Below are 19,269 nucleotides of genomic sequence, written 5' to 3'. Positions count from 1 at the left end.
AAAATATGGAAGTAAAAAAAGCTGAAGGTTTGGTAGATTGGCTTGATCAACGCCTTGCCATTAGAAAATTAATGGAAGTGATGATGACGAAGTATTGGGTCCCTAAAAACATCAACTTCCTTTGGGCGATGGGCGTTGTGTTGCTAACGCTTTTTTCATTGCTTGTGGTGTCTGGATTCTTTCTTTTGATGTATTATAAGCCTGATGTGAATCTCGCCTTTGATAGTGTCAATCATACGATTATGACTGAAGTGGCATTTGGCTGGTTGTGGCGGCATATCCACGCTGTGGCAGCAAGTATGATATTTTTGATTATTTATATCCATATGTTTGTGGCTATTTATTATGGCTCTTTCAAAAAAGGGCGTGAAATGGTGTGGATTGGCGGAATGTTGCTATTTGTGCTTTTTTCTGCTGAAGCTTTTAGTGGTTATATGCTTCCTTGGGGGCAAATGAGCTATTGGGCGGCTGCGGTTATCACAAACCTTTTTGGCGGGATTCCATTTATTGGTCCTGATGTGGTTGAGTGGGTGCGAGGAAACTTTGTTGTTGCAGATTCTACTTTGACACGCTTTTTTATGCTTCACGTTTGCCTTTTGCCTATTGTGATTATTGGTGTGATTGCATTGCACTTCTACACATTGAGAATGCCACATGTCAATAACGAAGATGGTGAGCATATTGACTTTGAAGCAGAAGCAAAAAAATATGAAGAAGGCAAGAAAAAAGAATCTAAAGTTATTCCTTTTTGGCCTGTGTTCTTATCAAAAGATATTTTTGTTGTGTGCTTATTTATGATAGGCTTTTTCTATCTTGTGTGCTTCCACTTTGACTTTGCTATGGATCCTATTAACTTTGATCCTGCAAATAATATGAAAACTCCAGCTCACATTTACCCAGAGTGGTATTTCTTATGGAGCTATGAGGTGTTAAGAGGATTCTTCTTTAGTGCGGATTTGGGGCTTATTGCTTTTGGTATCGCACAAGTGGCATTTTTATTCCTGCCTTGGCTTGATAGAAGCTCTGTCGTTGCTCCTGCACATAAGCGTCCGGGATATTTTGTATGGTTCTGCCTGCTTATTGTAGATATGATTGTGCTTACAATCTTTGGAAAACTCCCACCTGAAGGGGCAAATAACTTCATCGGTTTTGTTGCATCTATTGGATTTTTGTTCCTTATCTTTGTGGCATTGCCGATTGTAACCCTACTTGAAAATAAGAAAGGAGCACACCAATGAGAGAGATTAAGATTCTAGGCATTATTGTAGTTATCGTGGGTGTGCTGTATTGGGGTGTTGAGCCTTTGGCACACGCCACTTTTCACCCTGAAGTAGCAAAGGCAGATTTTGAATTTAAAGATTTATCTCACAATGTTGATGTGAGCAAAGGCAATGCCGAGCGTGGAAAGGCTCTTGTAGAATCAAATTGTGTGGCTTGTCATACGCTTAATGATGTGGGCATTGCTGGGGGTGATATGGCAGTGTATTTCCGTGATGATAAGGAAGCGACTATCTTCACACCAGATCTTTCAACAGCTGGGGCAATTTATGATGAGAAGTTTTTGGCAAATCTCATCATTGACCCTGCAAATACGCTGCATTTAGCTCATAAGTTTCCCAATGGTGATTTTCCTATGACACCTTATGTAACAGATGGAGATTTAAATCAGGAAGTAGCGGACATCGTGGCGTATCTCAAGTCAATAGGCTCTGTGTCTTTGAAAAGGCAAGTCTTAGAATCTGAAGAGTTTGTTACCAAAAAGGGTAATATTGAAAATTCAACTCTTTCAGAGGGACAAAAGCAAAATGAGATTGCAAAGCTTGAAGAAGGTCTTACAAATAAGGCGACTTTCCTTAATGCTTGTTCTCGTTGCCATACAATGAAGTATGATGGTGTGAGTTCTCGCACAACTCCAGAATCTCTAGGTGTGTATCTTGGCTCTGCTGCACCCGATTTATCAACGATGATTCGCAGCAAGGGAGAGCATTACCTAGAATACTTTATCAATGACCCACAAAAAGTGTCTTATAAGGCTATTCAAGAAGCCATCATCAAAAAAGAAGGCTCACTTCCAGCAAATGACAAAAAGAGTGAATGGCAAGATGATAGAGATTATAGCAATCTAGCAAAAGAGCTTGGTGTAATGCCTGTGGGACTTTCTATGCCACGCGTAGGCTTGACACACGAGGCTCAAGAGCGAGTTGTGGCGTATTTGGAATCCGTGGGTGATTCTAAAAAGGCTGAGCGAGAATCTTTAGGTGTGTATTTGATGATTTTCTTTGGTGTGCTAAGTGTCCTTGCATATCTATGGAAAAGACGCATTTGGAGTGAGATTCACTAATCTTTATCTACTCTAGCAGATGTTAAATCTGCTAGAATCCTTTTTAATCTACATTTTATGCAACTTTATCATCTATTTTTTTATTACCAAAACAAATACATTGAATAATGTAACAGCTTAAAATGAATACAAAAGAGTGAAGTGAAGTAAGATTCTAAAAAGAATGCAATAAAAGAGAATCTAATCTCCCTAAGCCATTTTAAGGCTAGGAAGACAAGCCAAACAAGCTATTTTTGCATAGCCTCAAGCTCAATAAGCACATCAACATTATCACTTACCATCGCATTGCCTGTGTCTGTGCCTACACCAAAATCCTTGCGATTAAGTTTGCCTTGCAATGTGATTGCTACCAAGTCTTTGCCTGTTTTTGGGTGCTTTACAGGACCATTAAGCTCTACATCAAATACCACCTTTTTTGTAATGTCTCGCATTGTGATATTTGCTTCAAGCTTTTTGCCATTATGTTTTACAAGCTCCAAAGTCGCCTTGCCAAATTTTTTAGAATCAAAAAAATCTGGAGCGTTGAGGTGCTTATCACGCGCACTTGAATTGGTATTGATTGAAGAGATTTCTACTTCCCCGCTTAATGCCTTGATTGTCTTGCCCTCAACATCAAGTGTGCCGCTGAATTTATCAAAGCTCCCCTTCACATTGCTCACAGACATATGCTTTACGCCAAAGCCTACTGATGAATGGCTCGCATCAATCTCATAAGGCACTGCCAACAACGCCGCACCGTACGCTACGCTTAAAGCCGTAGCAACAATAATCTTTCTCATAAAGACTCCTTGTTTATGATTTAAGCAAGAATATCTTGCTTATTTTGATTGTATTCCTAGATTCTAAATTGTGGGTAAATTTTGCCTATATAGCTGGGCTTGGTAGCAAATGGGTTTGAGAATGAAAGCTTTTTTTGTGCTACAATACACCCTTTTAAATGCGACACAAAAGGATAATTATGAATCTGCTCAATGCCACATCTCTAGCCCATAGCTTTGAAACAACCTTGTATGAGAATCTAAGTCTCAGTGCAGGTGCGGGGGAGAGCATAGCTATTCTTGGCGTAAGTGGCAGTGGTAAATCTACAATTTTGAACAATCTCTCTACGCTCCTGCCACCAAAAGCAGGGAGAGTGAGCCTGCTAGGTATTGAAGATATTTATGCTATCCCTGCAAAAAAACAACTCCTTTTGCGGCGTCTTGAGCTTGGCATCGTGTTTCAGTCGCATTATTTGTTTCGCGGATTCAGCGGAGTGGAGAATCTCAAAGTTGCCTCCATTTTATCTCAACAAAGCATTGATGAAAATCTTTTAGAGGCTTTTGATATTGCTAGTGTCGTGCATCAGCCTATTGGGCAGCTTAGTGGTGGGCAGCAGCAAAGGCTGTCTATCGCAAGGGTGCTGACAAAAAAGCCAAAGATTATTTTTGCCGATGAGCCAACGGGGAATCTTGATAAGCAAACGGCTTGGCGTGTGATGGAGATTCTTTTTTCGTATGTTCGCACAAATGGTGCAGCCCTTATTCTTGCCACGCACGATGAGGAGATTGCAAGGCTTTGTAGCAGGACTTACCGCCTTTATGACAAGGCTCTGCACAGCATATAGGCGCGTAAAATAGAGGGAGTGAGTTTTAATTTTTGTAGGATAATGCTAATATATATGAGATTTATTATTATAATTATGCTAGAATCTCAAACAAAAAATACGAGGGCAAAACAATGCAGGATGTGATAGATTCACTTGAAGAATTGGGTTATGTGATTTTGTTTGTATATTCTCTTGGTGGTGGATATGTAGGGCTTATCACCGCTGGTGTAATGAGTGCTTTAGGCAAAATGGACTTGTGGCTTGCTGTGCCTATTGCGTGTGCGGGGAATATCGTTGGCAGCTCACTTTTAGCCTATCTTGCAAGGTATCAAAAGAAAGATATAAACACTATGCTTCAAAAGCACAGACGCAAAATTGCCCTCGCACAAGTTTGGCTTAAACGCTATGATGCGTGGCTTATCGTGCTAAGTAAGTATCTCTATGGCGTGAAGACAATCATTCCCCTTGCCATTGGCTTTAGTCGTTTTAATCTCTCTAGATTCTATGTTATCAATGCACTCTCTTGTGTGCTGTGGGCGGTTATTGTGGGTGTAGTGGGGTATTATGCAAGTAGTGGGGTGATTGCCTTGCTTGAAAAGATTGACACGCACTCTTATGTCCTGCCCTTTGTGTTATTTGGGCTTATGGCTCTGCTCTTTCTTATCATCTCGCAAGTTTCTAAAAAAGTCAAAAAGACATTGTAGGTTAGGGGCTTATAATGGATGTGCAAGCAAGTATTTGCTCACTCAAAGACAATCCGTATTTATTTGATAAGGCAAAGGATTTTGTGTTAAAAGCGTGGGCAGATGAGAAGTCAAAGCAATTTTATACAGAAGTTTTGCAATGCAATCTTAATGTAGATGGGTTTATTCCACATTTTTTGTTTGCCTTAACGCCAAATGGAGGGGTGATAGGCTGCTTAGGAGTGGCGTTGCAAGATTTTGTCTCTTGTGCAAATCTCTATCCATTTCTAGTGGCACTCTATGTAAAAAAACTCATATCGCAAAAGCGGCATTGCTAGAATGCTTGTTGAAAAAGCAAAGCTTGATTGCAAAAAAGCAGGATTTACAAACCTCTATCTTTGCAGTGATTTATGTGGATTCTACGAGAAGTTTGGTTTTATCTTTCACACTATGGCATATGATGTCTTTGGGTTTAATAATCGCATTTATCGCTTAGAATCTTAACTTTAAATTTAAAGGCAACACCCCTTATGCAAGTTGTTTGCATTGTGTGGTATAAGTTTTGCCATAATGGCTCTGCTTATAATGCTGTTCCAAATCAAAATTACAGATTTCGCACAAAAGGGCAAATTAGAAATATGAGTTTTTTCTCCATTGAATTTAGCGTTTTATTGCTTGTGTTTTTTTCGCTCTATTGGGCGGTGAAGTCCTCTAAGATTCAAAATCTTTTGCTTTTAGGGTTTAACTACCTTGTGATTTATCTTTTTAGCCCATATTTTGCACTCATTGTGGGGGTTTATACTTGTCTTGTGTATGTTTTAGCTCTTTTTATTGACACGGCAAGGGTGCGTTTTGTGTTTCTTGCTTGTGTTGGTGTATGTGTGCTATTTTTGTGTTTTTTTAAATATTATGCAAATATCAAAGATGAGTTTGATGCCTTGCTTATACTCTTTGGGCTTGATTTTTTAGAATCTGATATTATCTTTCCTTTGGGATTGAGTTTTTATACTTTTAATTCCATTACCTATTTGAATCAAGTATATAAAGAGAGCAAGAATCTTATGCGAGATGAATATTATGAGGAGCAAAATCCCGCTCTGCAAAGCTTTGTAGCCTTAGCAACATACCTTTCATTTTTTGCTACTTTTCTTGCTGGTCCTATTATGCGAAGTCATTTTTTCTTTTCCCAATACCACGCCAAAAAAGAGCTTGGCTCACTTGATTTGATTATCGCGTTAATACTTTTTGGTGTGGTAAAAAAAGTCCTTATCGCCAACTACGCGCAAATGTATGCCACGCCCATTTTAAATACTCCTTTTTCCTACCATAGCTTTGAATTGCTTAGTGCTATGTTTGCGTATAGCGTGCAGATTTATTGTGATTTTAGCGGATATGTGAATCTTGTATGTGCCTTTGGGCTTATGCTTGGCTTTGTCTTGCCACCAAATTTTAATATGCCCTATATGGCAAAGAATCTTAAAGATTTTTGGAATAGATGGCATATCAGTCTTTCAAGTTTTATCCGTGATTATATTTATATTCCGCTTGGAGGCAACAAAAATGGCTTTGTGATGACACAGATTCTCGTGCTATTTGCCTTTGGGCTTTCAGGTATTTGGCACGGCAATACTTGGACTTTTCTCATTTGGGGGTTTTTGCACGGATTTGGGCTTGTGGTGCTGAATTGCTACAAGCAGCTAGGATTGCCAAAACTGCCTTTTGGTGGGGCGAGTTTGACATTTTTATTTGTGAGTTTGTGTTGGATATTTTTTTATTATCATTCACTTGATGAGGCAATAAACTTTTTTCGTGCAATGTATCAAAATTTTTCGCTCACTTCGCCCATATATGTGTGGGGTGTGCTTGGAGGCTTTGTAGTGCTATTTTTACTCTACCCATTTATGTCTAAAGCCATAGAATCTACACAAAGCCTTTTTAGTGTTATTCCCCTTGTGTTAAAGCCCATTGTCCTAGCGGTGATATTCATGCTTATTGTGGGCTTTATGCCTAGTGGTATTCCTAATTTTATTTATGCGAGTTTTTAATGCGTGCGTTGCAGTTTATTTTCATCGCTCTTTTTACATTTTTGCAGTTGCTTTTTTATTTGCATAGCTCCATTGTAAGCTATGTGGAGCAGCAATACCATAATTTTAGTGAGAGTGAAAATGTGGCTATGCAATTTTTGGGAAGTATGTATAGTGCTTTGTATCTTAAAGATAACTTCCTTTTTGCCACAAGTGATATGCTGATGAGTAGGCTAGAATCTTTGCGGGTGCAAGTTTTTGGCACATTTGATGGGATAAATAGCGAGACAGAAGATATGATAATACTAGAATCTAGCACAGATTCTAGCAAAACTAATAAATCTCCACATAAGCCCACCGCACATTCTCCCACGCATTCCATTGCACCACATCACGAGCAAGATTCACGCGATACATCTTTAGATGAGAAGGCAGAATCTAGCATAGATTCTAAGCCTTATGACCCCGCTTCACAGGATTCTATTTTGCAAGATTCTAATCCCCAAGATTCTAATCCCATAGAAGCAGTGTTAAAAAATATCGCCACCACAGGAGATTCTGCTCCCACATTGCCCAAAGATTTGCAAGATTCACTGCCCTCAAATACGCAGGAAGACTCCACTAAAGATTCTCTTTTTAATACTCCGCAAGATACCGCACCGCTTGAGCCAAGCTCTTTGCCTCAAAATATCCCACAATCAAATACTTTGCAGCCTCCACCACAGCCAGTACAAGAGAGCTATACGCCCATAAGAAGTATTAATAATCCTAGAATCCAAGTGAGTGAGGGGGAGGGTATTTTGCTTATTGGGGATTCTATGATGCAAGGCGTTGCACCCTATTTGCTAAGAGCGTTTAAAAAGACAAAGATTCAGGGGATAAATCTTAGCAAACATAGCACGGGACTGACTTATAAGCATTATTTTAATTGGGAAGTAGCCACAAGGGACGCTTTAGAAAAAAATCCGCACATTTCGCTTGTCGTTGTGCTTTTGGGGGCAAATGACCCGTGGAGTATGAAAAAAAATATTGCGTTTAAAAGTCCTTTGTGGGAGGAGATTTATACCCAACGCATTGATGAGATTTTACAAGTAGCTCAAGGATATGGTGTGCGGGTAGCGTGGTATGAAGTGCCAAGTGTGCGTGAAAAATCACTTAACGATAAGATAATGTATCTTAATACGCTTTATGAAGCAGCAGTCAAACAAAGTGGAGAGTATTTCTTCCAAAGTAATGGCATTATTACCCAAGGTGGAAAATATTCCGCCTTTATCAAAAACGCTAAGGGTAAGAGTGTGCAGGTGCGTGCTGATGATGGGGTACATTTCACTGCAAGGGGTTATCAAATAATGGCAAATATTCTGCTCAATAACCTTGAAGTGCTTCCGCTTGAAACTACCCCACAAGAGAGTGAAGAGGGGCTTTCACAAGGTGGGGTAGAATGAAAAACATCATTATGGCTTGTATGCTTTGTGTAAGTGTGAGTGTGAGTGAAGAATATCCGCTCAAACTCATTACAAAGGCTATAAGTGAGCAAAGTGAGCCTAAGATTCCAAATGTGAGTAAGAAGCTTTTAGAATCCACACAAGGCATTATCAACTATCAAACTGATATTCCCAAAGCCTTAAAACAAAAGATTAAAGAGAGGCAGAATCTTAGCATTCGTGTTTTGGGGGATTCTCATATTGCGGGAGATTTTTTCTCCCATCGGTTGAGAGGGTTGCTATTTAAAGACTACACGCTAGGCTTTGTGTATCCGCTTTATCCAAGCTATCATCAAAATATTGCCTTAAAATATGAAAGTGAAAATTTTGAGATTCTAAACTCTCGCCTACACGAGCTTGATGAATATCCATTAGGTGGCGTTGTGGCTAGACCTCTTGAGCTTCCAGCCTCTATTACCCTTATACCCAAAAGCTTAGAAAAGTCTCAAGATTCTAAAAAACCAATACAGACAAAAATTATCTTTAAAGCTCCAAATAAAGAAAGTGCCTTGGTCGTGGAAGATTCTAGCAATCAACGCTTTATTATCAATGCTAAACGCCCTTTTGTATGGCAGTTTCTCACCCTAGATTTAGACTATCCTGCCACAATCCGTGTTTTAAATGAAAAAGTGTTGCTTGGTGGATTTTTTCTCACAAATGGGGATAAGAAAAATAATATTGTTGAGAATCTTGGCATAAATGGGGCGCGTTCAAATTTATGGCTGAAATGGGATAAGGCACTTTTTATGCAGCAAATGCGTTTTCTTCCTGCGGATTTAGTTATCCTTTGCTATGGTTCAAATGACGCGTTGTATGATACCTTTAACGAATCGCTTTTTGTGAAAAATTACAGCGATTTGATTGACAATATAAGGGAGGCTAATCCAACTGCTAGTATTTTGCTCCTTACCCCGCCCCCTGTGGTACAAAAGGTAAGCAATGCCTCAAGGCGTAAAAAAGCAGTGTATAAGATGAGTAAAAACGCTAAGGTCGTGAGAGAGGCGGTTATCAAAGTGGCTAAACAAAAGCAAACAATGCTCTTTGATTTAGAGGGCTTTATCAATCAAAGTGGGGGTAAGAAAAAGTGGGAGGAAGCCGCCTTAGCCAAAGCCGATGTGCATTTACTGCCAAATGGCTACAAACTTGTAGCGGATAAGATTTTTTACGAATTACAAAGGGTGAAATAATCTTTATATTTTAGAATCTACATTCATCAAGCTGTGGATTCTAAAATAGATTTGAGACTAAGCTTGAAGCGAGATAAGATACTCTTTTGCCCTTTGTCTATTTGGTTTTCTGCAAGAAAGGTGCGTGTAGATTGACAATTCATCACACACGCCAAAAAGCGACTTTTTCACAGAATCAAAGAAATAATCGCATATTTCAACAATTTCAGCTTGTGTGTTGATATGCTCATAATTCATAATGACATCATAATCTAGCTTGTATTTAAGCCTAAAATCTATGCCGGTTGAGAGTTTGTAAGCCAAAGTCCATAGGAATCTAGCTTGGCTTGGGATAGCAGCGGAAAACACGCCATCATCTTTCAGCAACAAGCACGGGTGTGCTACTACTTCAGGCAAGTTTGCAATATGTTCTAAAACCGCACAAGATGTGATTCTGTCATAAAATGCGCTTTGGATTTGGGATTTAATGGATTGCGTGGATTCAAGGGAAGCAGGGGATTCTATGTGGGATTTAGCAAATGCACTTATTTTATCGGCATTTGTATTTACCCCCCCCCCCCCCGTTAATATCACTACTTTGTGCTATTTCTGCAATATCTTTATATATGGCATTGATATGTTGGAGTTTTGGGGAATCTTTATAAAGGGCTTTGAATGGCTCTATAATATCATAATGTGTGAAATCGCTTTCATAGGATATTTGATTAAGCGTTCCTGCACCTATTTCTAGCGTTTTATATCCGCTAATACCTTGTGTATCATTTGCTACCTTGTGATGTAGCCAACGCTCTAATTTTTGGGCTAAGCCACTTGCCGTTCCTTATCCATCTCTATTGTTCTTATAATGTTGCTCATAGATAGCCTGATAAGTTTGTGGCAATGGACTTCTAGTCTTTGGAAAATTATCAAACATCACTCACTCCTTTTACTTGCTTTTTACTCAACCTATCGTTTTAAGCCATTAACGGTTTGTAGCATAGAATCTGCGGTTTGAATGCTTTTTGAATTTGCTTCATAGGCTCTTTGCCCTGTGATGAGGTCTGTCATCTCTTCTACAAGCTTCACATTACTTAACTCTAAAAATCCCTGTCGCAACTGCCCAAAGCCATCTAATCCGGGCACTCCTGCCACAGGGTCGCCAGAAGCATTTGTGTTGATAAAAAGATTATCGCCCAAAGAGTGAAGTCCAGCAGGATTAATAAAATTCACAATCTCAATTTGTCCTAGCACATTGACTTCTGTTTGATTCCCTTCAATCACGCTCACCGTGCCATCTGTGCCGATATTAATTTGTGTCGCTCCCTCTGGAATGGTAAGCTCGGGGATAAGTCTATAGCCCTCCGCATTAACGACATTGCCATTATTATCAAGCTTAAAGCTCCCTGCTCTGGTGTAGGCGATATTGCCATCGGGCAACTCAATTTGGAAAAATCCATTGCCTGTGATTGCGACATCAAGGTTGTTTTCAGTCTCTTTGGGGTGTCCTTGTGAGAACATTTTTTGCACTGCCACAGGTCGCACACCTATACCCACTTCAATACCTGTGGGCGAGATAGTGGTCTCACTTGTGCTTGTTCCAGCGTATTGCAATACTTGATAGAATAAATCCGCAAACTCCGCCCTTTGCTTTTTGTAGCCCGTAGTATTGACATTGGCAATGTTGTTTGAAGTATTGTCAATTTGCATTTGTTGTCCTAGCATACCGGTAGTGGCAGTGTAGAGTGATCTCATCATAGTTTTATCCTTTGTCTCAATCTTGTGGAATTGTTACTTTTATGAAGCAATTTGTGGGTTTTTAAGCAAAAGTGATTCCATACTCAAAAGTTTTAGCACTTTTATAGCTAGATTCTATTATAGTTTTGACTTTTAGCTTTTGTGCTTGTAGTGATTTTGACTTAAAGGTGGGCTATGCTTTTAACAACGCTTTATATTATTGCCATTACTGCAGAGGGTATGACGGGTGCTCTTGCTGCTGGAAAGCATAGAATGGATTTATTTGGCGTGATGTTTATTGCACTTGTTACGGCTATTGGTGGTGGTTCAATCCGTGATATTTTACTCAATCACTATCCGCTTACTTGGGTAGCTCACCCTGAATATGTGATTCTTATTTGTGTGGCGGCTTTGCTTACCACACAAGTCCCACGCGTTGTTACAAAATCTGAATCTGTGTTTCTCACACTTGATGCAGTGGGGCTAGTGGTCTTTAGTATTTTGGGTGCGCAAGTGGCGATTGATAAGGAGTATGGCTTTATCATCGCAGTGAGTGCGGCGGTTATTACAGGGGTGTTTGGTGGAATCTTGCGTGATATTTTATGTATGCGGATTCCCCTTGTGTTTCAAAAAGAGATTTATGCAGGGATTGCTATCATCGCTGGGGGAATGTATTATGCCCTGCTTGAATATGCAAAAATGGATACTATGCTTGTTACAATCCTTACACTTTTTGTGGGAGTAGTGGCTAGACTTTTGGCGATTTTCTACAAGCTTTCATTGCCGGTTTTTAATTATCAAGACGAGAGTGAAAAAAAGCAAGACAAGCAGGACTAGGGTGAAAATAATGTTAGTTTTTAGATTCTTTTTATACAATAACGCTTTTTTTACAAGGAAGATATTATGAGTTCAATCGCCCTCGCCCTAAAGTATCGTCCAGCAAGTTTTAGCGACTTAGTTGGGCAAAATGCTATTTCTCAAACGCTTTCCCTTGCCTTAGATTCTAAGCATATTTCTCACGCGTATCTTTTTAGCGGATTGCGTGGGAGTGGGAAGACAAGCTCGGCTAGAATCTTTGCTAGAGCCTTAGAATGCGAGAGTGGTCCTACAAGCACACCTTGCGGGAGTTGTGCGAGTTGTGTAGCGGCACTAGAAAATCGGCATATGGATATTATTGAGATGGACGCGGCGAGTTCTAGGGGGATTGATGATATTAAAAAGCTTATTGAACAGACAAAATACCGCCCTAGCTTTGGACGCTATAAGATTTTTATTATAGATGAGGTGCATATGCTAAGCAAGGAGGCGTTTAATGCTCTGTTAAAAACGCTTGAAGAGCCACCAGAATTTGTAAAATTTATCCTTGCGACAACCGATCCACTTAAGCTCCCTGCTACAATTTTGAGTCGCACACAGCATTTTAGGTTTAAGCAGATTCCCCATAGGCTTGTTGTAGAGCATATCACAAGCATTTTGAATAAAGAGGGCGTGAGCTATGAGAAAGAAGCCCTTGAGATTATTGCGCGTAGCGGCTCAGGCAGCCTAAGAGATACGCTAACTTTGCTTGATCAAGCCATTATTTTTTGTAAAAATCATATTGAAGTTACAAGTGTGAGCGATATGCTTGGCGTGGTAGATCCGCAGGTTTTAAGAGATTATTTTCAAGGCATTTTGCACCATCAGCACGATAAGGTCAGTGAGATTTTGCAAGTGCTGTATGAATATGAATGTGAGATGATAATTGAAGAAATGATGCTTTTTTTAAAAGAGAAGCTTTTGCAGAGGGATAGTGATTTTCCGCCTTTGCTGCTAGATAGGTTTGCTAGGATTCTAACAGAATCTAAGGGCTTGTTAAGTCTTAATACCGATGGAGCATTTGTGCTTTTGCTTTGTGCGATGAAAATGCAAGAAGCCATTAAGGTTAAAGACATAGAATCTATGATTGAAGAGTTAGAAAGTGAGATTTTTGGAGCAAATCAAAATAAGACAATAAGTCCCGCTGCCTTGGCTCAACAAATGCCACAAAATCCGCCATATTCACAGAATCTACAAACACCGCAAGACTTACAATCATCACTTGCCCCACAAGCTCAAGATTCTACGAGTTTTTCACAGCCTATGTCTCAAGCCCCACAATCCCCACAAGTGCAACAAGCTCAAGCCCAAACACAATCTCTAGATTCACAAAAAACGCTAGGGGCTTTGCATTTTCAAACCTTGATTCAAAAGATTAAAGATCGCAATGCGGAGCTAGGAGAGATATTTGAATCTAATGTGAAGTTTGTGGAGTTTAGCAGAGAAAAGTCGCTTTTGCGTTGGCAGAGCGTGGCTCAAGGGGAGCACAAAGAGAGGTTGCGTGAGTTTGGCAAGATTATCTTAGGTCTCGTGCGGGAAGTTTTTGGAGCAAATACACACATAGAGCAAGTCCAAGATTTTGCCCCACAAGCCCACGATGAGACAAGACAAGAACATCTCAATCAAGCAGAAAATGAGAGTTTTAACCCACAAGATTCGCATAATTTACTAGAAGCACAAGGTGGCATTAAAAACCCACAGGAGGAGCGGGAGAGATTTATCAGTGAAAATCGCGATGTGATTGAGGCAATTCGCGATAGTGTGGGGATAAAAGAAGTGATCACGCAAGGAGATAGAAATGCGTGAATTAAGGCTGCAAGAAAATGAGCTTTTTAGGTTGTGTGAGATTTTGCAAGAGAGCGTTGCTCAATCACCCATTGTGCTTTTGCGTGGGGAGCTTGGCAGTGGGAAAACAACACTTGTTCGCTCTTTTGTAGCTGCTTGTGGTGGGGATACAAGCGAGGTAACCTCACCGACTTTTAGCCTATCACAAGGCTATGTCTGTCAAAAATATGGCACAATTTATCATTATGATATTTATCGCAAAGATCTAGCTCAAATGCTTGAGCTAGGATTGCTTGAATGCTTAGAATCTCAAGGGGTGCATTTTGTGGAATGGGGTGAGCTAGACTTAGAGCAGTTATTAAAACAAAATGGTTTTACCCCCATCAGCATAGACATAGAGCTAGGGCAAAACAATAGAATCTATAAGGTTAGCGTATGAATAAGCTTGCAGCACACAATCTTAGCAAACAGATTAAAAAAACAAAAATCGTGCAAGATGTTTCACTGGAAGTCAATAGTGGCGAGGTAGTAGGGCTTTTGGGTCCTAATGGTGCGGGAAAAACGACAACTTTTTATATGATTACGGGGCTTTTGCACCCAAGCGAGGGTAAGGTAATGCTCAATCACACAGATATTACAAAGCTTCCCTTGCATAAGCGTTCAAATCTAGGTATTGGCTATCTACCGCAAGAATCTAGTATTTTTAAGGATTTAAGCGTTGAGGAAAATTTGATGTTAGCCGCTGAAATCAGCATTAAAAGCCCTAAAGATAGGCAAATGAAAATTGAAAGTATGCTTGAAGAATTTAATATTGAGCCTATCCGTGCGAGAAAGGGTGTAAGCCTAAGTGGGGGGGAGAGAAGACGCGTAGAGATAGCTAGGGCGTTAGTCAAAGATCCAAAGTTTATTTTGCTTGATGAGCCTTTTGCTGGGGTGGATCCACGAGCAGTAAGTGATATTCAAAATATTATTTTAAAACTTACCGAGCTTGGCATAGGGGTATTAATCACAGATCATAATGTGCGAGAAACACTTTCAGTCTGCTCCCGCACCTATGTGATTAAAAGTGGCACATTACTCGCAAGTGGAAATGCTGAAGAAATTTATGCCAATGAGCTTGTGAGAAAATACTATTTGGGAGAGCATTTTAAAGTATGAGTATAGGGGGGAAATTACGCGGGAATCTGCAGGTTAAAGCTCGGCTTTCTACGACTTTAAAAAGCTGGTTGCCGATTTTGCAAAGTGGTGTTACCGATCTTGAAGAAACGCTTAATGCCATTGCTGATGAAAATCCTTACGCAAGTGTGCAAAGCCAAATGACACAAAGCCTGAATGCCAAGATACCTAAAAGAAATAAAGCTCAATCTAGCGGTGCGTCTAATGAGCGATTTGAACAAAATTATATCAGTGAGCAAAGCTTATATGAAGTGCTTGAATCTCAAATAGATTCTAAACTTTTTCCTACAAGTATTTCCCAAAGCATTGCTTTTAAGATTCTAGAAAATATCAATGATGAAGGCTATTTAGATGTGGCGGTGGCGGAACTTGCCTTAGAGATGAATGTGAGTGAAGAGGAGTTTGAGAGGGTAAGGCAGCGATTTGCGTATTTAGAACCTTATGGTGTGGGAGCAAGAGATGTGCTAGAATCTTTTCTTTTTCAGCTCAATAATAGCGATTTAGAAGGGGAGAGCTATGAGCTTGCACTTAAAATTATTAAGGATTTGCACAATCATAGCAAGTATAAAAATCATAAAGACTATAATGCTGTGATGAAAACTATTAAAACTTTCAAAAATCCACCTGCTATTGAGTTTAGCCCAAGGGAAGCGGAGATTCTCCCTGATATTTTTATTTTTGAGCGATTAAAAAGCGATAGTTTGAAAAATACCACTTATGAACTTGAAGTAGCGATTAATGATGCGTATTACCCAAAGATTGTTATTGAAGAGAATCTAAAGCTTAAAGACAGGCAAGGTGCGGAGTTTTTAAGAACAAAGCTCAAAGAGGCTAAAGATTTGGTTGATGCGCTAGATATGCGTAAAGCTACAATCCTAAAAATTGCCATTGCCTTGCGTGAAAATCAGTATGATTTCTTTATGGGCGGGGAGATTCGCCCAATGAAGCTTAAAGATATAGCACAAGATTTGGGCTATGCACCAAGCACGATTTCTCGTGCCATAGCGAATAAATATTTGGAATGCGACAGGGGCATTTTCCCTATAAAAAGCTTTTTTACCGCCGCTATTGATGGAGACACATCAAATGCGTCAATCAAGGACTTTATCTTGAATCTTGTGAAAAATGAGGATAGAAAAAAGCCTTTGAGTGATTTGAAGATTCTAAAAATTGTTGAAGAAAAGTTTGATCTTAAAATGGTAAGAAGGACGATTACTAAATACCGCCAACAGCTTAATATTGCAAGCTCTAGTGAGCGTAAAAGATTGTATGAAATGAGTGTGAGTTGAAGGCAAGATTTCTAAGGCAGATAAGTTCAAGCAGGACACAAGCACTTCAGCTCATATTCATATATCTTGGGCTAGAATCCGCCCTGCATTTGTTGTGTAAGTTAAAAGTGCAGAGTGTGTAGCACATTTTAATTAAGGAGAAAATAATGGAATTGACAAAAGTGTATGACAGAGAATTTTATGGCGACCAGCAGAGTGCATATAACTCTGCAAAGTGTATTTTGGACTTGGTGTCTAAGTGGCATAAGCCAAGAAGTGTTATTGACATAGGTTGTGGGCTTGGGACTTGGCTTAAGGTATGGCAAGAGCTAGATTCTAGTATCAAACTTGTAGGGCTTGATGGCAATGATGTAGAATCTGATGAGCGTTATATACCGCTTGATTCTTATGGCAAGGTGGATTTAACACAAGATTACACACAAAGTTTGCTTGTAGCTTCAAAACTTATTAGCAAACAAACGGGGGGGGGGGACCCAACGCACGGATAAACCCTTTGAATTAGCACAAAGTTTTGAAGTCGCCGAGCATTTATATGCACAATATGCACCAAATTTTATAAAACTCTTAATCTCTCTTTCTGATATTATTCTCTTTTCTGCTGCCATTCCTTATCAAGGTGGCGTTCATCACGTCAATGAACAGCCACCAGCATATTGGGCAGAGCTATTTGCACAAAATGATTATGTATGTATTGATTGCATCCGTTCTCAAATTTGGAATAATGAGAGTATCTCATTTTGGTATAGTCAAAATATTTTACTATTTGTGCATACAAGCAAGGCTCATCTTTTTGATTTTCCTACTACACAAACCCCACTTTATTTGACACATTATAAAGTTTGGGAAGAAAGGAGTAAATGGCTGCAAAGCTTTATTGATGCACACGAACAAAGACCATTTGCAACTGCCTTAAAGCTCATTATAAAAAGTATATTAAAGCTATGTGGATTGTGGAATTATGCACAAAAACTGCGTAAAACAAACTCAAATTCAGTCCATAGATAGCAGACCTATATTTCACTGATTTTGTGTTGGTGATAATTGTGGTGTATAGGCTCAAAGCTTAAATTGTGGTGTGTCACTATCGTATTGCCATTTCAAAATAAGCCAACTTTTAGCCAAAAATGGTTAGAATCCTGCCCTTTTGTGTGCTTTTGCTTAACTAAAATGAAGTGGAAGCAACAAAATTCACACATACCAATCCTTGTTAGGTTGCGGGATTCTGCGGATTGTGAGAATCTTGCTAAGGGGTATGGAGGACAAACCAAAACTTTAAGGAGAACCTATGGTAACAATGAAAGATCTGTTAGAGTGCGGTGTGCATTTTGGGCATCAAACACGCCGCTGGAATCCAAAGATGAAGCGTTTTATTTTTGGTGTGAGAAAAAATATCCACATTATTGACCTGCAAAAGACTTTGCGTTATTTCCGCTACACTTACAACATTGTCAAAGAAGCTGCAAGTGAGGGCAAGGTGATTATGTTTGTAGGGACAAAAAAGCAAGCAAGTGAGACGCTAAAGACTTATGCTGAATCTGTGAATGCGCCGTATGTGAATTATCGTTGGCTTGGCGGTATGCTTACAAACTTTAGCACAATTAAAAAATCAGTCCGCAAGTTAGAAATTATTGAAGAGATGGAAAATAGCGGACAAATTGACCTATTAACAAAAAAAGAAAAGCTTATGCTCCAACGCAAAAAAGAAAAGCTTGATAAATATTTGGGCGGTGTGCGTCATATGAAAAAAGCCCCAGATATGATTTTTGTCATTGATGCGGCAAAAGAAAAAATCGCTGTGGCAGAAGCTAGAAGGCTTGGGATTCCCGTTGTCGCTCCACTTGATACAAACTGCGACCCTGATATGGTGGATTATCCAATCCCGGGTAATGATGATGCTATCCGCTCAATCCAGCTTTTTTGTAAGGAGATAAGCGAGGCGATTTTAGAGGGCAGGGCTGAAAACAAGGACTTGCAAGATGAGCAAGGCGAAGTGATTCCAGCAACAGAATCTGAAAAGCAAGAATTGCTTGATGAAGTAAAAGCTGAAGAAAGCAATACACAAGAGGAGGCGTAATTATGGCGGATATTCCAGCACAGCTTGTAAAACAACTCCGCGAGATGACTGACGCGGGAATGATGGATTGTAAAAAAGCACTTGTGGAAACAAATGGTGATATACAAAAAGCCGTAGAGTATTTGCGTGAAAAAGGCTTGAGTAAAGCGGCTAAAAAAGCAGATAGGGTAGCAAGTGAGGGTGTTGTGAGTGTAGAAGTGGCGGGTGATTTTAGCAAAGCAAGTATGATTGAGATAAATTCTGAAACAGACTTCGTGGCTAAAAATGACACATTTAAAGAGCTTGTAGAGAGAACAGCAAAAGTCGTGTATGACAATACCCTTTCTTGCACTCAAAGTTTGCAAAGTATGAGTGTTGAAGGCGTAAAGTTTGAAGAGTATCTCCAACAAAATATTGCCAAAATTGGTGAAAATATCGTTGTCCGCCGTGTTACTACCTTAGAGGCAAAGGGCAATGGCATTGTGAATGGTTATGTGCATTCTAATGGTCGCGTGGGTGTGCTGATTGCTATGAAGTATAGCAAGGATTCTTCAAAAAATGCCTGTGTGGAGTTGGCTAAAAGCATTTGTATGCACGCAGCAGCGATGAAGCCTCAAGTATTGAGCTACACAGAGCTTGATAATGAGTTTATCCAAAAAGAGAAGATTGCTATTATCGCGGAGCTAAAAAAAGAGAATGAAGAGTTGCAGCGACTTGGTAAGCCATTGCATAAGATTCCAGAATACATTAGCCGCAGTGAATTAAGTGAATCTGTGCTAAAGGCTAAGGAAGCCCAATTACGCGAGGATTTAAAAGCTCAAGGTAAGCCAGAACAGATTTGGGATAAGATTCTGCCCGGACAAATGGAGCGTTTTATTGCTGATAGCACCTTGCTTGATCAAAGAATGACACTTTTAGGGCAGTTTTATGTAATGGACGATAAAAAAACAATCGCTCAAGTGCTAGATTTTAAATCCCAAGAGCTTAATGACAATATAGAGATTGTTGAATATGTCCGCTTTGAATTGGGTGAAGGCATTGAGAAAAAAGTAGAGGATTTTGCTGCTGAAGTCGCCGCCCAAATGCAGTAAGTT

At 39.7% G+C, this 19,269-nt stretch carries 21 protein-coding genes; 18 read left to right on the top strand and 3 right to left on the bottom strand.

The window, feature by feature from the left end; genetic code table 11:
• The first annotated feature begins 5 nt into the window (after positions 1–5).
• A complete protein-coding gene (locus tag EBF12_RS01245) occupies positions 6–1,238 on the top strand; it encodes a cytochrome b (RefSeq protein WP_121726038.1) in 1,233 nt (410 codons plus the stop codon).
• The gene (locus EBF12_RS01240; protein ID WP_121726037.1) at positions 1,235–2,341 is read left to right on the top strand and encodes a c-type cytochrome; all 1,107 of its coding nucleotides are present in this window, start codon (positions 1,235–1,237) and stop codon (positions 2,339–2,341) included. The genes EBF12_RS01245 and EBF12_RS01240 overlap by 4 nt, the downstream gene beginning before the upstream one ends.
• A gap of 227 nt (positions 2,342–2,568) precedes the next feature.
• Here EBF12_RS01240 and EBF12_RS01235 read toward each other — a convergent pair whose 3' ends face one another.
• On the bottom strand, positions 2,569–3,120 hold the full coding sequence (locus EBF12_RS01235) for a YceI family protein (protein ID WP_121726036.1): 552 nt from the start codon (positions 3,118–3,120) through the stop codon (positions 2,569–2,571).
• Positions 3,121–3,305: 185 nt separating this feature from the next.
• Between EBF12_RS01235 and EBF12_RS01230 the strand changes: the two genes are divergently transcribed.
• The 7 genes from EBF12_RS01230 (at position 3,306) to EBF12_RS01205 (ending at position 9,304) form a co-directional block, all read left to right on the top strand.
• Positions 3,306–3,944 carry an ABC transporter ATP-binding protein gene (locus tag EBF12_RS01230; protein WP_208630930.1) on the top strand — a complete coding sequence of 213 codons (639 nt, stop codon included), beginning with the start codon at positions 3,306–3,308 and terminating at the stop codon, positions 3,942–3,944.
• A gap of 113 nt (positions 3,945–4,057) precedes the next feature.
• On the top strand, positions 4,058–4,630 hold the full coding sequence (locus EBF12_RS01225; RefSeq protein ID WP_121726034.1) for a DedA family protein: 573 nt from the start codon (positions 4,058–4,060) through the stop codon (positions 4,628–4,630).
• Between the two features lie 14 nt (positions 4,631–4,644).
• The gene (locus tag EBF12_RS11590; protein WP_244196290.1) at positions 4,645–4,947 is read left to right on the top strand and encodes a hypothetical protein; all 303 of its coding nucleotides are present in this window, start codon (positions 4,645–4,647) and stop codon (positions 4,945–4,947) included.
• A 1-nt stretch (position 4,948) separates the two neighbouring features.
• Positions 4,949–5,113, top strand: a complete 165-nt coding sequence (locus EBF12_RS11585) for a hypothetical protein (protein WP_244196289.1) — start codon at positions 4,949–4,951, stop codon at positions 5,111–5,113.
• A gap of 134 nt (positions 5,114–5,247) precedes the next feature.
• Positions 5,248–6,654, top strand: a complete 1,407-nt coding sequence (locus EBF12_RS01215) for an MBOAT family O-acyltransferase (protein ID WP_121726068.1) — start codon at positions 5,248–5,250, stop codon at positions 6,652–6,654.
• Positions 6,654–8,078 (top strand): SGNH/GDSL hydrolase family protein, encoded by a 1,425-nt coding sequence (locus EBF12_RS01210; RefSeq protein WP_121726033.1) that lies wholly within the window; start codon positions 6,654–6,656, stop codon positions 8,076–8,078. The genes EBF12_RS01215 and EBF12_RS01210 overlap by 1 nt, the downstream gene beginning before the upstream one ends.
• On the top strand, positions 8,075–9,304 hold the full coding sequence (locus EBF12_RS01205; protein ID WP_121726032.1) for a GDSL-type esterase/lipase family protein: 1,230 nt from the start codon (positions 8,075–8,077) through the stop codon (positions 9,302–9,304). The genes EBF12_RS01210 and EBF12_RS01205 overlap by 4 nt, the downstream gene beginning before the upstream one ends.
• Positions 9,305–9,361: 57 nt before the next feature.
• On the opposite strand, the gene EBF12_RS11580 is transcribed toward EBF12_RS01205, so the two are convergent.
• Both EBF12_RS11580 and flgG read right to left on the bottom strand, forming a co-directional pair.
• Positions 9,362–9,877, bottom strand: coding sequence for a class I SAM-dependent methyltransferase (locus EBF12_RS11580; protein ID WP_244196288.1), 516 nt, complete (start codon positions 9,875–9,877; stop codon positions 9,362–9,364).
• Positions 9,878–10,249: 372 nt separating this feature from the next.
• Positions 10,250–11,038: a flagellar basal-body rod protein FlgG gene (gene flgG, locus EBF12_RS01195; RefSeq protein ID WP_002956170.1), complete on the bottom strand. Its 789-nt coding sequence runs from the start codon at positions 11,036–11,038 to the stop codon at positions 10,250–10,252.
• 174 nt (positions 11,039–11,212) lie between these two features.
• On the opposite strand from flgG, the gene EBF12_RS01190 reads away from it, so the two are divergent.
• The 9 genes from EBF12_RS01190 (at position 11,213) to tsf (ending at position 19,266) form a co-directional block, all read left to right on the top strand.
• Positions 11,213–11,854 (top strand): trimeric intracellular cation channel family protein, encoded by a 642-nt coding sequence (locus tag EBF12_RS01190; RefSeq protein WP_121726031.1) that lies wholly within the window; start codon positions 11,213–11,215, stop codon positions 11,852–11,854.
• A gap of 66 nt (positions 11,855–11,920) precedes the next feature.
• Positions 11,921–13,678: a DNA polymerase III subunit gamma/tau gene (locus EBF12_RS01185; RefSeq protein WP_121726030.1), complete on the top strand. Its 1,758-nt coding sequence runs from the start codon at positions 11,921–11,923 to the stop codon at positions 13,676–13,678.
• Positions 13,671–14,096: a tRNA (adenosine(37)-N6)-threonylcarbamoyltransferase complex ATPase subunit type 1 TsaE gene (tsaE, locus tag EBF12_RS01180; RefSeq protein WP_121726029.1), complete on the top strand. Its 426-nt coding sequence runs from the start codon at positions 13,671–13,673 to the stop codon at positions 14,094–14,096. The genes EBF12_RS01185 and tsaE overlap by 8 nt, the downstream gene beginning before the upstream one ends.
• A complete protein-coding gene (gene lptB, locus EBF12_RS01175; protein ID WP_121726028.1) occupies positions 14,093–14,815 on the top strand; it encodes an LPS export ABC transporter ATP-binding protein in 723 nt (240 codons plus the stop codon). The genes tsaE and lptB overlap by 4 nt, the downstream gene beginning before the upstream one ends.
• Positions 14,812–16,122 carry an RNA polymerase factor sigma-54 gene (locus EBF12_RS01170; protein WP_121726027.1) on the top strand — a complete coding sequence of 437 codons (1,311 nt, stop codon included), beginning with the start codon at positions 14,812–14,814 and terminating at the stop codon, positions 16,120–16,122. The genes lptB and EBF12_RS01170 overlap by 4 nt, the downstream gene beginning before the upstream one ends.
• On the top strand, positions 16,119–16,244 hold the full coding sequence (locus tag EBF12_RS12120; protein WP_279629410.1) for a hypothetical protein: 126 nt from the start codon (positions 16,119–16,121) through the stop codon (positions 16,242–16,244). The genes EBF12_RS01170 and EBF12_RS12120 overlap by 4 nt, the downstream gene beginning before the upstream one ends.
• Before the next feature lie 24 nt (positions 16,245–16,268).
• The gene (locus tag EBF12_RS01165; RefSeq protein ID WP_121726026.1) at positions 16,269–16,610 is read left to right on the top strand and encodes a hypothetical protein; all 342 of its coding nucleotides are present in this window, start codon (positions 16,269–16,271) and stop codon (positions 16,608–16,610) included.
• 797 nt (positions 16,611–17,407) lie between these two features.
• Positions 17,408–18,196 carry a 30S ribosomal protein S2 gene (gene rpsB / locus EBF12_RS01155; RefSeq protein ID WP_121726024.1) on the top strand — a complete coding sequence of 263 codons (789 nt, stop codon included), beginning with the start codon at positions 17,408–17,410 and terminating at the stop codon, positions 18,194–18,196.
• A gap of 2 nt (positions 18,197–18,198) precedes the next feature.
• Positions 18,199–19,266 carry a translation elongation factor Ts gene (gene tsf / locus EBF12_RS01150; protein ID WP_121726023.1) on the top strand — a complete coding sequence of 356 codons (1,068 nt, stop codon included), beginning with the start codon at positions 18,199–18,201 and terminating at the stop codon, positions 19,264–19,266.
• Positions 19,267–19,269: the final 3 nt, after the last annotated feature.

Source organism: Helicobacter labetoulli, assembly GCF_003670275.1.
Lineage (GTDB): Bacteria > Campylobacterota > Campylobacteria > Campylobacterales > Helicobacteraceae > Helicobacter_C > Helicobacter_C labetoulli.
This window is presented reverse-complemented; position numbering and strand designations above follow the sequence as displayed.

What these genes read in the sequence shown, in the direction of transcription:
- lptB (WP_121726028.1), top strand. Translation starts at nt 14,093, where the DNA reads ATGAATAAGCTTGCAGCACACAATCTTAGCAAACAGATTAAAAAAACA.
- EBF12_RS01190 (WP_121726031.1), top strand. Translation starts at nt 11,213, where the DNA reads ATGCTTTTAACAACGCTTTATATTATTGCCATTACTGCAGAGGGTATG.
- EBF12_RS01235 (WP_121726036.1), bottom strand. Translation starts at nt 3,120, where the DNA reads ATGAGAAAGATTATTGTTGCTACGGCTTTAAGCGTAGCGTACGGTGCG.
- EBF12_RS11590 (WP_244196290.1), top strand. Translation starts at nt 4,645, where the DNA reads ATGGATGTGCAAGCAAGTATTTGCTCACTCAAAGACAATCCGTATTTA.
- EBF12_RS01165 (WP_121726026.1), top strand. Translation starts at nt 16,269, where the DNA reads ATGGAATTGACAAAAGTGTATGACAGAGAATTTTATGGCGACCAGCAG.
- EBF12_RS01205 (WP_121726032.1), top strand. Translation starts at nt 8,075, where the DNA reads ATGAAAAACATCATTATGGCTTGTATGCTTTGTGTAAGTGTGAGTGTG.
- EBF12_RS01210 (WP_121726033.1), top strand. Translation starts at nt 6,654, where the DNA reads ATGCGTGCGTTGCAGTTTATTTTCATCGCTCTTTTTACATTTTTGCAG.
- EBF12_RS01225 (WP_121726034.1), top strand. Translation starts at nt 4,058, where the DNA reads ATGCAGGATGTGATAGATTCACTTGAAGAATTGGGTTATGTGATTTTG.
- tsaE (WP_121726029.1), top strand. Translation starts at nt 13,671, where the DNA reads ATGCGTGAATTAAGGCTGCAAGAAAATGAGCTTTTTAGGTTGTGTGAG.
- tsf (WP_121726023.1), top strand. Translation starts at nt 18,199, where the DNA reads ATGGCGGATATTCCAGCACAGCTTGTAAAACAACTCCGCGAGATGACT.
- EBF12_RS01245 (WP_121726038.1), top strand. Translation starts at nt 6, where the DNA reads ATGGAAGTAAAAAAAGCTGAAGGTTTGGTAGATTGGCTTGATCAACGC.
- EBF12_RS01170 (WP_121726027.1), top strand. Translation starts at nt 14,812, where the DNA reads ATGAGTATAGGGGGGAAATTACGCGGGAATCTGCAGGTTAAAGCTCGG.
- EBF12_RS01240 (WP_121726037.1), top strand. Translation starts at nt 1,235, where the DNA reads ATGAGAGAGATTAAGATTCTAGGCATTATTGTAGTTATCGTGGGTGTG.
- flgG (WP_002956170.1), bottom strand. Translation starts at nt 11,038, where the DNA reads ATGATGAGATCACTCTACACTGCCACTACCGGTATGCTAGGACAACAA.
- EBF12_RS01185 (WP_121726030.1), top strand. Translation starts at nt 11,921, where the DNA reads ATGAGTTCAATCGCCCTCGCCCTAAAGTATCGTCCAGCAAGTTTTAGC.
- rpsB (WP_121726024.1), top strand. Translation starts at nt 17,408, where the DNA reads ATGGTAACAATGAAAGATCTGTTAGAGTGCGGTGTGCATTTTGGGCAT.
- EBF12_RS11585 (WP_244196289.1), top strand. Translation starts at nt 4,949, where the DNA reads ATGCTTGTTGAAAAAGCAAAGCTTGATTGCAAAAAAGCAGGATTTACA.
- EBF12_RS01215 (WP_121726068.1), top strand. Translation starts at nt 5,248, where the DNA reads ATGAGTTTTTTCTCCATTGAATTTAGCGTTTTATTGCTTGTGTTTTTT.